At 66.5% G+C, this 11898-nt stretch carries 8 protein-coding genes; 5 read left to right on the top strand and 3 right to left on the bottom strand.

Annotated features, from left to right (window positions below):
- Positions 1 to 12: 12 nt before the first annotated feature.
- Positions 13 to 1029, bottom strand: coding sequence for a helix-turn-helix domain-containing protein (locus BDI24065_RS18400; protein ID WP_175032491.1), 1017 nt, complete (start codon positions 1027 to 1029; stop codon positions 13 to 15).
- Between the two features lie 146 nt (positions 1030 to 1175).
- On the opposite strand from BDI24065_RS18400, the gene BDI24065_RS18395 reads away from it, so the two are divergent.
- Positions 1176 to 1853 (top strand): cysteine hydrolase family protein, encoded by a 678-nt coding sequence (locus BDI24065_RS18395; RefSeq protein ID WP_175032490.1) that lies wholly within the window; start codon positions 1176 to 1178, stop codon positions 1851 to 1853.
- Between the two features lie 100 nt (positions 1854 to 1953).
- On the opposite strand, the gene BDI24065_RS18390 is transcribed toward BDI24065_RS18395, so the two are convergent.
- Complete coding sequence (locus tag BDI24065_RS18390) at positions 1954 to 2595, bottom strand: TetR family transcriptional regulator (protein ID WP_175032489.1); 642 nt, start codon at positions 2593 to 2595, stop codon at positions 1954 to 1956.
- A 402-nt stretch (positions 2596 to 2997) separates the two neighbouring features.
- On the opposite strand from BDI24065_RS18390, the gene BDI24065_RS18385 reads away from it, so the two are divergent.
- The 3 genes from BDI24065_RS18385 to BDI24065_RS18375 are packed head-to-tail and all read left to right on the top strand — an operon-like array spanning position 2998 to position 9014.
- On the top strand, positions 2998 to 4275 hold the full coding sequence (locus BDI24065_RS18385) for an efflux RND transporter periplasmic adaptor subunit (RefSeq protein WP_175032488.1): 1278 nt from the start codon (positions 2998 to 3000) through the stop codon (positions 4273 to 4275).
- 15 nt (positions 4276 to 4290) lie between these two features.
- Positions 4291 to 7491: an efflux RND transporter permease BpeB gene (gene bpeB / locus BDI24065_RS18380; RefSeq protein ID WP_175032487.1), complete on the top strand. Its 3201-nt coding sequence runs from the start codon at positions 4291 to 4293 to the stop codon at positions 7489 to 7491.
- Positions 7491 to 9014, top strand: coding sequence for an efflux transporter outer membrane subunit (locus BDI24065_RS18375; RefSeq protein ID WP_175032486.1), 1524 nt, complete (start codon positions 7491 to 7493; stop codon positions 9012 to 9014). The genes bpeB and BDI24065_RS18375 overlap by 1 nt, the downstream gene beginning before the upstream one ends.
- A gap of 369 nt (positions 9015 to 9383) precedes the next feature.
- Here BDI24065_RS18375 and BDI24065_RS18370 read toward each other — a convergent pair whose 3' ends face one another.
- Complete coding sequence (locus BDI24065_RS18370) at positions 9384 to 10760, bottom strand: nucleobase:cation symporter-2 family protein (protein WP_175013938.1); 1377 nt, start codon at positions 10758 to 10760, stop codon at positions 9384 to 9386.
- 439 nt (positions 10761 to 11199) lie between these two features.
- Between BDI24065_RS18370 and BDI24065_RS18365 the strand changes: the two genes are divergently transcribed.
- Positions 11200 to 11898 (top strand): FGGY family carbohydrate kinase (locus tag BDI24065_RS18365; RefSeq protein ID WP_254609796.1); only part of this gene is annotated, 699 nt, incomplete at its 3' end.

Here is an 11898-nt window from a genome sequence, read left to right as displayed (position 1 = left end):
CCGCCGCGCGCGTTACCGCGCGGCATCGGTGCCGGCGCCGGCACCGCGAAACTCCCTTCGATACGCCGACGGCGACGTGCCGAGCGCGCCCGCGAAATGCTGGCGCAGCGACACGCTCGACCCGTAGCCGGCCGCCTGCGCGATCGCGTCGATCGATTGCCCGGTGGTCTCCAGCAGATGCTGCGCGCGCGCGAGCCGTTCGGCCTGCAGCCACGCGGTGACGGTCGTGCCGGTAGCCTGGCGGAAGTGGCGCGTGAACGTGCGCCGGCTCATCAGCACGCGTTCGGCGAGCGAGTCCACGCTGTGCGCTGCATCGAGGTGGGCGCGCACCCAGTCCAGCAGGCCCGCGAGCCGCGCATCGCGCGGGTGCGCGGCGACCGGCTGCGGCACGTATTGCGCCTGCCCGCCCTGGCGGTGCGGCGGGATCACGAGGCGGCGCGCGATCTGGTTCGCGGCGTCCGAGCCGAAGCGCAGCCGCACGACGTGCAGGCAGCAGTCGAGCCCGGCGGCCGTGCCGGCCGACGTCATCAGGTTGCCGTCGTCCACGTACAGCACGTCCGGATCGAGTTTCACGCGCGGAAAGCGTTGCGCGAAGTCGTCGGCCCATGCCCAGTGCGTGGTGGCCGGGCGGCCGTCGAGCAGGCCGGCCGCGGCGAGCACGTAGGCGCCGAGGCACAGCCCGACGAGCTGCGCGCCGCGCGCGGCGACCGCGCGGACGGCGTCGAGCAGCACGTCGGGCGGCGCTTCGTCCGGATCGCGCCATGCCGGCACGATGACGATGTCCGCGTCGTCGAGCCCGTCGAGCCCGTATGGCGCGGTGATCGTGAAGCCGCCGGTGGTCGACAGCGGGCCGCGCTCGGCCGAGCAGACACGGAACTCGAACGCGGGCGACGTGGCCGCGTCGCGTTCCTTGCCGAACACGACGGACGGCACCGACAGGTGGAACGGGCTGATGCCGTCGTACGCGATCACGGCGACGACGGTCGGAACGGGCGGGGCGGGCCGGGCGGACGAGGCTGCGGCGGTCATGGCGGGCTCCGGAATGGCGATGGCCCGATTCTATCGAAGAATGGCTATCGGGCCACTGTCCGCGCGTACGATGCGCGCCGACAATGCATCGCATCGCGCCGCTGGCCGTCCCGTTCCGGGGCGGGGCCGCGCCCCCGGAGCCCGCCATGTCGAACACCGTCCCGCCTTCCGCTTCCCAAGTCGCTTCCTCTCCGGCTGCCCGCCGCGCGCTGATCGTGATCGACGTCCAGAACGAATACGTGACGGGCAACCTGCCGATCGAATATCCGCCGCTCGACGTGTCGCTCCCGAACATCGGCCGTGCGATCGATGCCGCGCATGCGGCCGGCGTGCCGGTGATCGTCGTCCAGCACGTCGCCCCGGCCGGCGCGCCGATCTTCGCGCCCGGCACCGATGGCGTCGCGCTGCACACGGTGGTTGCCAGCCGGCCGTACGCGCACCTGATCGAGAAGGCGCAGGCAAGCTCGTTTGCCGGGACCGACCTCGCCGCGTGGCTCGAGGCGCACGGAATCGACACGCTCGCGGTGGCCGGCTACATGACGCACAACTGCAATGCGGCGACGGTCTATCACGCCGCGCATGCGGGGCTGAATGTCGAGTACCTGGACGACGCGACGGGCGCGCTGCCGTACGAGAACGAAGCAGGCGCGGCGAGCGCCGAGGAGATTCACCGCGCGTACGCGGTGGTGTTCCAGTCGAATTTCGCGGCCGTGATGTCGACCGACGCGTGGATCGCGGGACTGGCCGGCGCACCGATGCCGAAGCGCGATTCGGTCGCCGCGTCGAACCGGCGGGCCCGCGCGCAGCGCGCGAAGGCGGCCTGACACGGGCAGGACGAGGGGGAGGGCGCAGGCAGCGCGTTGGCGAGAGGCCCGGCGCGCGGCCCGATGAAACGAACACCGCGGGCGGACGCTCGTCGCGCGGTCAGTCGCCGTCCTTCAGCATGGCCGGGCTGTAGCGCAGCATGTCGAAACAGCCGTCGACGAGCTTTTCCGCATGCTGCTCGGCGTCGATCTCGTCGGGCAGCATCAGCATGTCGCGCACGAAACCGCTGACGAGCGTGTGCAGCATCAGCGTCGCGCGCCACGTATCGAGCCGCTCGGGCAGCAGCTTGAGCCGCACCGCCGCCGCGAGATCGGCATCGATCGCGTGCAGCGCCTCGCTCATCCCCGCGCGGTTGCGCTGGAGCAGCGGCTCCAGATCCGCGACGTACTCGCACTTCATGAACAGGATGCTGAACACGCGGCGCAACTGCGCGTCGCGCTGCACGCCGAGCAGGCACCAGATCAGGATCTGACGGATCTTCTCGAGCGGATTGCCGCCCGGCGCGTCGAGCGGCATCCGCTTCAACTCGTCGATCGGCAGAAACACGCGGTCGAACATCGCGTCGAACAGTTCGCTCTTGTTCGCGAAATGCCAGTAGATTGCGCCGCGCGTCACGCCGGCGTGCTGGGCGATGTCCGCGAGCGACGTGTGCGACACGCCCTTCTCGAAGAACACGTGTTCGGCGGCGTCGAGAATGCGATTGCGCGTCTCGAGCGCCTCCTCCTTGGTACGTCTGACCATGTGCAGGCCTGATTGGATCGATCGTAGGTGAATTTAGGGTCTGCAACCCTCGGCGCAGTCATATAGACTGGCTATGCTTGCGGCTTGTAACAATCCGTAAGACTGGACAGCAGGCGGGGCATAAACGGGCTTTTTACATACATTCATGAATGTATATACAATACCACCCTACGATCGAATGACCCAAGTGGCAATCAGTTAATATCCCACTCTGCTGATTCCCGCCAAAGTACCAGTCCGCAGTTGCGGGGCAACCTGTCGGCACGGAGGTTTCGTGCCGCTTGCTGTATCTAGCAGTCCAGTATTTCAGGTGTTCGATCTGCGCCGTGAGGCGCATCCGTGTTGCGCTCGCTCCGGTCGGGTGCGGCACTTATTCCATTGGTTATACACAGAGGTCGCTCCATGCGCGTCGAACGGGTTCCATACCGCTTAATCACTGTCGCGACGGCCGCCGTTTTCCTGGCCGCGTGCGGGAAAAAAGAATCGGCACCGCCGCCGCAAACGCCGGAAGTCGGCGTCGTCACCGTCCAGCCGCAATCCGTACCGGTCTTCACCGACCTGCCGGGCCGCACCAGTGCATTCCTCGTCGCGCAGGTCCGCGCGCGGGTCGACGGCATCGTGCTGCGTCGTGAATTCACCGAAGGCTCCGACGTCAAGGCCGGTCAGCGCCTCTACAAGATCGATCCGGCGCCGTACATCGCCGCGCTGAACAGTGCGAAGGCGACGCTCGCGAAGGCGCAGGCGAACCTCGTCACGCAGAACGCGCTGGTCGCACGCTACAAGGTGCTGGTGGCCGCGAACGCGGTCAGCAAGCAGGACTACGACAACGCGGTGGCCACGCAAGGCCAGGCTGCGGCAGACGTCGCGGCCGGCAAGGCAGCGGTCGATACCGCGCAGATCAACCTCGGCTATACCGATGTCGTGTCGCCGATCACCGGCCGCGTCGGCATTTCGCAGGTCACGCCGGGCGCCTACGTGCAGGCGAGCCAGGCGACGCTGATGTCGACGGTGCAGCAACTCGATCCGGTGTACGTGGACCTCACGCAATCGAGCCTCGACGGGCTGAAGCTGCGCCAGGACGTGCAGAGCGGCCGCCTGAAGACGACTGGCCCGGGCGCGGCGAAGGTGTCGCTGATCCTGGAAGACGGCAAGACCTATTCGGAGCCGGGCAAGCTGCAGTTCTCGGACGTGACGGTCGACCAGACCACCGGCTCGGTGACGATCCGCGCGGTGTTCCCGAACCCGGGCCGCGTGCTGCTGCCGGGCATGTTCGTGCGCGCACGGATCGAGGAAGGCGTGAACGAAAACGCATTCCTGGTGCCGCAGATCGGCGTTACGCATGACCAGAAGGGCCAGGCGATCGCGATGGTGGTGAACGCCGGCAACAAGGTCGAGCCGCGTCCGCTGAAGACGACGGGCATGCAAGGCGCGAACTGGATCGTCGAAGGCGGTCTGGAAGCGGGCGATCACGTGATCGTGCAGGGCGTCGACAAGGTGCGCCCGGGTGCGACCGTGAAGACGGTCGCCGCGCAGCTCGCACCGGCGGCCGATGCCGCACCGGGTGCTGCTGCTGCCACCGCCGCGCCGGCTGCCGCCGGTTCCGGCGCCGCTGCCGCTTCCGGTGCTGCCGCATCGGGCGCCGCGCCGGCGAGTGCTGCCGCTGCTTCGAGCGCGCAATAACAGGGAGCCTGTTTCATGGCAAAGTTTTTTATCGATCGCCCGATCTTTGCGTGGGTGATCGCCATCATCCTGATGCTGGCCGGGGTTGCGGCGATCTTCACGCTGCCGATCTCGCAGTATCCGACGATCGCGCCGCCATCGATCCAGATCACCGCGAACTACCCGGGCGCTTCCGCGAAGACGGTGGAAGACACGGTGACGCAGGTGATCGAGCAGCAGATGAGCGGTCTCGACAACTTCCTGTACATGTCGTCGACCAGTGACGACTCGGGTAACGCGACGATCACGCTGACCTTCGCGCCGGGTACCAACGCCGACATCGCACAGGTTCAGGTGCAGAACAAGCTGTCGCTCGCGACGCCGATTCTGCCGCAGGTCGTGCAGCAGCTCGGCCTTTCGGTGACGAAGTCGAGCAGCAGCTTCTTGCTGGTGCTCGCCTTCAACTCCGAAGACGGCAGCATGAACAAGTACGACCTCGCGAACTTCGTGGCGTCGCACGTGAAGGATCCGATCAGCCGGTTGAACGGCGTCGGTACCGTCACGCTGTTCGGCTCGCAGTACGCAATGCGGATCTGGCTCGATGCGAACCGCCTGACGAACTACGGCCTCACGCCGGTCGACGTGTCGACCGCGATCGCCGCACAGAACGTGCAGATCGCAGGCGGCCAGATCGGCGGCACGCCGGCCACGCCGGGCACGATGCTGCAGGCGACGATCACCGAATCGACGCTGCTGCAGACGCCCGCGCAGTTCGGCAACATCCTGCTGAAGGTCAACCAGGACGGCTCGCAGGTTCGCCTGAAGGATGTCTCGAAGATCGAACTCGGCGGCGAAAACTACAACTTCGACACGAAGTACAACGGTCAGCCGACCGCGGCACTCGGTATTCAGCTCGCGACCAACGCGAACGCCCTCGCGACCGCGAAGGCCGTGCGCGCGAAGATCGACGAACTGGCACCGTTCTTCCCGCACGGCCTCGTCGTGAAGTACCCGTACGACACGACGCCGTTCGTGAAGCTGTCGATCGAGGAAGTGGTCAAGACGCTGCTCGAAGGTATCGTGCTCGTGTTCCTCGTGATGTATCTGTTCCTGCAGAACCTGCGGGCGACGATCATCCCGACGATCGCGGTGCCGGTCGTGTTGCTCGGCACGTTCGCGATCATGTCGATGGTGGGCTTCTCGATCAACACGCTGTCGATGTTCGGCCTCGTGCTCGCGATCGGCCTGCTGGTGGACGATGCGATCGTGGTCGTGGAGAACGTCGAGCGGGTGATGGCGGAAGAGGGCTTGTCGCCGAAGGAAGCGACCCGCAAGGCAATGGGCCAGATCACCGGCGCACTCGTCGGCGTGGCGCTCGTGCTGTCGGCGGTGTTCGTGCCGGTGGCGTTCTCCGGCGGGTCGGTCGGCGCGATCTATCGTCAGTTCTCGCTGACGATCGTGTCGGCGATGGTGCTGTCGGTGCTCGTCGCGTTGATTCTGACGCCGGCACTGTGCGCGACGATCCTCAAGCCGATCCCGCAAGGGCATCACGAAGAGAAGAAGGGCTTCTTCGGCTGGTTCAACCGCACATTCAACAACAGCCGCGACAAGTACCACGTCGGCGTGCACCACGTGATCAAGCGGTCGGGCCGCTGGCTCATCATCTACCTGGTCGTGATCGTCGCGGTCGGCCTGCTGTTCGTGCGCCTGCCGAAGTCGTTCCTGCCGGATGAAGACCAGGGCCTGATGTTCGTGATCGTGCAGACGCCGTCGGGCTCGACGCAGGAAACGACCGCGAAGACGCTCGCGAACATTTCCGATTACCTGCTGAAGGACGAGAAGGAAATCGTCGAATCGGCGTTCACGGTCAACGGCTTCAGCTTCGCCGGCCGCGGCCAGAACTCCGGTCTCGTGTTCGTGCGCCTGAAGGACTACTCGCAGCGTCAGCATGCGAACCAGAAGGTGCAGGCGCTGATCGGCCGGATGTTCGGGCGCTACGCGGGCTACAAGGACGCGATCGTGATCCCGTTCAACCCGCCGTCGATTCCTGAACTCGGTACGGCTGCCGGCTTCGACTTCGAGCTGACGGACAACGCGGGTCTCGGCCACGACGCGCTGATGGCCGCGCGTAACCAGCTGCTCGGGATGGCCTCGAAGGATCCGACGCTGCAGGGCGTGCGCCCGAACGGCCTGAACGATACGCCGCAGTACAAGGTCGACATCGACCGCGAGAAGGCGAATGCGCTCGGCGTGACGGCGGATGCGATCGACCAGACGTTCTCGATCGCATGGGCGTCGAAGTACGTGAACAACTTCCTCGATACGGACGGCCGGATCAAGAAGGTGTACGTGCAGGCAGACGCACCGTTCCGGATGACGCCGGACGACCTGAACATCTGGTACGTGCGCAACGGGTCGGGCGGGATGGTGCCGTTCAGCTCGTTCGCGACCGGTCACTGGACGTACGGTTCGCCGAAGCTCGAGCGCTACAACGGTGTGTCGGCGATGGAAATCCAGGGTCAGGCCGCACCGGGCAAGTCGACCGGTCAGGCGATGACCGCGATGGAAGGGCTCGCGAAGAAGCTGCCGGTGGGTATCGGCTATTCGTGGACCGGCCTGTCGTTCCAGGAAATCCAGTCCGGCTCGCAGGCGCCGATCCTGTACGCGATCTCGATCCTCGTCGTGTTCCTGTGTCTCGCGGCGCTGTATGAAAGCTGGTCGATCCCGTTCTCGGTGATCATGGTGGTGCCGCTCGGCGTGATCGGGGCACTGCTTGCGGCAACGATGCGCGGCCTCGAGAACGACGTGTTCTTCCAGGTCGGCCTGCTGACCACCGTGGGCTTGTCCGCGAAGAACGCGATTCTGATCGTGGAGTTCGCACGCGAACTGCAGATGACGGAGAAGATGGGGCCGATCGAGGCGGCGCTGGAAGCGGCGCGCCTGCGGCTGCGTCCGATCCTGATGACGTCGCTCGCGTTCATTCTCGGCGTGATGCCGCTCGCGATCAGCAACGGCGCGGGTTCGGCCAGCCAGCACGCAATCGGTACGGGCGTGATCGGCGGGATGATCACGGCGACGTTCCTCGCGATCTTCATGATCCCGATGTTCTTCGTGAAGATCCGCGCGATCTTCAGCGGCGAGAAGGAAGACGTCGACGAGGCGCTGCGCCTGGCTCAGGAGCACTCGCACCACGAAGAGAAGCCGGGCAACGGCGACGAAGGCAACAAGGGACAGTGATGATGCAAAAACACGCTTTGACTGCAATCGCGGTCGCGCTCTTTGCCACGGGCTGCACGATGGCGCCGCACTACAAGCGGCCCGACGCGCCCGTCGCGCAGGCGTACCCGGCCGGCGGCGTCTACGCGACGCAGCCGGGTGCGGCCGGCGCGCGCAGCGCGAACGGGCAAGCTGCGACCGCCATCGGCTGGCGCGAGTTCTTCGTCGATCCGCGCCTGCAGCGGCTGATCGAGATCGCGCTGAAAAACAACCGCGACCTGCGCGTGTCGGTGCTGAACATCGAGGCGGCGCGCGCGCAGTACCAGATCGCGCGCGCGGGCCTGTTCCCGACGCTCGACGGCACGGGCACGGGCAACATCCAGCGTATCCCGCAGGGCCTGTCGACGTCGGGCGCGTCGATGATCTCGCGCAGTTACAACGTCGGGCTCGCGGCGTCGTGGGAACTCGACCTGTTCGGCCGCGTACAGAGTTTGAAGGACCAGGCGCTCGCGCAGTACCTGTCGACGTCGTACGCACGGCAGGCGCAGGAGATCTCGCTGGTGTCGCAGGTGGCTGATCAGTACCTGACGCTGCTGTCGACCGACGATCTGCTGAAGGTCACCGAGAACACGCTGAAGACGGCGCAGGACTCGTACAACCTGACGAAGCTGCAGTTCGACAACGGCACGGGCACCGAGCTCGACCTGCGCCAGGCGCAGACGGTCGTCGAGACGGCGCTCGCGAACCAGCAGGAGCAGGCGCGTGCGCGTGCGCAGGCGCTGAACTACCTGGTGCTGCTGATCGGCGAGCCGCTGCCGGACGACCTGCCGGCGGGCATGCCGCTCGACGCGCAGAACCTGCTGACGGATGTGCCGGCAGGCCTTCCGTCGGACCTGCTGACGCGTCGTCCGGACGTGATGCAGGCCGAGCAGACGCTGCTGGCTGCAAACGCGAACATCGGTGCGGCCCGCGCGGCGTTCTTCCCGAAGATCTCGCTGACGAGCGCGTTCGGCACCGGAAGCCCGACGCTGGGCGGTCTGTTCAAGGCCGGCACGGCGGCGTGGTCGTTTGCGCCGCAGATCACGATGCCGATCTTCGAGGGCGGTCAGAACATCGCGAACCTGAACCTTGCTCACGTGCAGAAGCGCATCGAGATCGCGAACTACGAGAAGGCGATCCAGTCGGCATTCCGCGAAGTGTCGGATGGTCTCGCCGCACGCGGTACGTACGACCAGCAGATCGCGGCGCTCGAGCGCAACGAGCACGCGCAGCAGCGTCGCTTCGACCTGTCGGACCTGCGTTACAAGAACGGCGTCGACAGCTACCTGTCGGTGCTGACCGCGCAGACGGACCTGTACTCGGCCCAGCAGTCGCTGATCAGCGCACGTCTGGCACGCTGGACGAACCTGGTCGACCTGTATCGCGCCCTGGGCGGCGGGTGGGTCCAGCGGGCCGGCGAGACGCCGCGCGCGCCGGATGCACCGGTCGACTACGACAAGGCGGCCGCTCCGGCGCCTGCGTCGGCAGCGGCGGCGAACGGGTAAGCGCAAGGAAGGGCCGGTGCGGTTTCGATCGCGCTTGTCCTTCGAACCGGCTGGTTGCGGAATCGAAAACGCCACGGACGAAAGCCCGTGGCGTTTTCTTTTGCGTGCTCGAATCGTGCGCCGCGAAGACGGTTGGGGTGACGATGCGTGCACCGGACTCCGGTGATGCTCATTGCGCCGGGCCTGTCGCGTTGCGCGGATACCCGACATTCCGTGCCGCGTCGCGCCGCGGCCACCGGCCAGCGTTCAAGCGCCGCGACCACCCGCACGATTGCCGCGCGTCGTCCGCTCCCGTCAAAGCAAAACGCCACGGCATGCCGTGGCGTTTTTCGTTACCGCTTCTTCGCGCCATCATCCGGCGCGTGGCGATCAGTGGTGCACGTCGGCGGGACGGCCGTCGAAGTCGTGTCCTGCGCGGCGGATGTCGCAGCGCGCGTCCTTCTCGCCTTTCACGCCGTTGAACACGATGTTCAGGATCACGGCCGTCGCCGATGCCAGCAGGATGCCGCTGTGCAGGATCGGGGCGAGCGCGGGCGGCAGCTTCGAGAAGAAGTGCGGCGACACGACCGGCACGAGGCCCATGCCGACGCTCACGGCGACGATGAACAGGTTGTGCGTGTTGTTCACGAAGTCGACCTTCGACAGCACCTTGATGCCGTTCGCAGCCACCATCCCGAACATCACGATGCCCGCGCCGCCGAGCACGAACGGCGGCACCGATGCGACGACCTGCGCCATCTTCGGGAACAGGCCGAGCAGCACGAGGATCACGCCGCCGGTGGCGCACACGAAACGGCTCTTCACGCCCGTCACGCCGATCAGGCCGACGTTCTGCGAGAACGACGTATGCGGGAACGAGTTGAAGATGCCGCCGATCAGCGTGCCGAGGCCGTCGACGCGCAGGCCGCGCACGAGGCGCTCCTGGTTGACCGGACGATCGACCATGTCGCCGACCGCGAGGAACATGCCGGTCGACTCGATGAACGTGACGAACATCACCGTGACCATCGTCACGATCGACAGCGGGTCGAAGTGCGGCAGGCCGAAGTGGAACGGCATCACGAAGCCGACCCACGGGGCGTGCGCGACGCCGTCGGTATTCACGCGGCCGATCGCGAAGGCGATCGCGAAGCCGGCGACGATGCCGAGCAGCACCGAGATGTTCGCGATGAAGCCGCGGCCGTACTTGTTGATCAGCAGGATCAGCGTGAGCACGAGCAGCGACAGGCCGAGATAGACGGGGCTGCCGTACTCGGGATTGCCGACGCCGCCGGCCGCCCAGTTGATGCCCACTTCCATCAGCGACAGGCCGATCACGGCGATCACCGTGCCGACCACCACGGGCGGGAAGAACCGCAACAGCTTGCCGATCATCGGCGCCAGCACGATGCCGATGATGCCGGCCGCGATGGTTGAACCGAAGATGTCGAGAATGCCGAGGCCGGGGTTGGTGCCGATCGCGATCATCGGGCCGACTGCCGCGAACGTGCAGCCCATGATGACGGGCAGGCGGATCCCGAAGATCCACAGGCCGAGCGTCTGGATCAGCGTGGCGATGCCGCACGAAAACAGATCGGCGCTGATCAGAAACGCGATCTGGTCTTTCGGCAGCTTGAGCGCGGCGCCGACGATAAGCGGCACGGCGACAGCGCCGGCGTACATGACGAGGACGTGTTGCAGGCCAAGCGTTACCAGCTTGCCGGTCGGCAGCACTTCATCGCACGGATGGACCGTGTTCGATTGCATCTGTCTCACTCCATGATCTTGTTTTCGGGGTGATACGAAATTATTCGGAATGAATCCACGCAACAAGAGTGCTGGGTTCTATTCCGTTCTTTGCTGGTTCGATATGCCATTTCGGCATGGAACAGGGTGTCGATCATCGGGAAACAGCCGCAGGAGTGAGGTTTCCCGGTTTTATAGCCCTTCAAAATAGCGCCGGCCCCCGTGTCAAATATAGGCCGCTTTATGGTGTGTATCGGGTGGGCTGCATAGTGGCAAAAAGTGCCTGGGAAAAATCGTGCCGGGTTAACCCGCGAACGGCCGCTTTTGCCTGCAAGGTGCAGCCGGGTGGAACCCGGCCGGCGACCGCGTTTTCGGCCTGCCGCCGCGGCGGCAAAAAACGGGGCGCGCATCGCGATCCCGTTATCATCGACATCCGTTCATTCGAATTCGCCCTCACGTCATGCGCCTGCTCGGAATCGACCTCGGCACCGGCTCCGTCAAACTCGTCACGCTCGATGCCGACGGCGTCGAGCGTGCGGTCGCGAGCGAACCTTATGCGCTGTCGTCGCCGCAGCCCGGCTGGGCGGAGATCGCGCCCGATACGTGGTGGCAGGCGCTCGTGCGCGCAGCCGCGCGGCTGCCGGCCGACGAGCGCGCGCAGGTGGCCGCGATCGGGTTTTCGGGGCAGATGCACGGCGTCGTGCTGATCGACGCGGCGGGCCAGCCGGTGCGGCCCGCGCTGCTGTGGCCCGATACGCGCGCGGTGCGTGAAGCGGACACGGCCGATTGGTCCGCCGCCGGTTTGCCCGTCGCACCGAACCCCGTCGCGCCGGGCATGGCCGGCCCGCTGTTGCGCTGGCTGGCCACGCACGAACCCGACGTGCTGCACGCCGCGCGCTGGGCCGTGCAGCCGAAGGACTGGTTGCGCATCGCGCTGGGCGGCGACGTCGCGGCCGATCCGAGCGATGCGTGCGCGACCGCGCTCGCGTCGCCAGACGGCGCATGGGATCCCGCATTGATCGACGCGCTCGGCTTGCCGGCCGACCGCTTTGCACCGGTCCGTCCGTCGACTGCGCGCTGCGGCACGCTCGGCGCGCAGGCTGCGGCCGCGCTTGGCCTGCCGGCCGGCGTGCCGCTGGCGACCGGCGCGGCCGACACC

Origin of the sequence: Burkholderia lata, from assembly GCF_902499025.1 — a bacterium.
In the GTDB taxonomy this organism is placed as follows: Bacteria; Pseudomonadota; Gammaproteobacteria; order Burkholderiales; family Burkholderiaceae; genus Burkholderia; species Burkholderia lata_C.
Note: the sequence above shows the minus strand (reverse complement) of the source record. Positions and strands in the feature narration are given on the sequence as shown.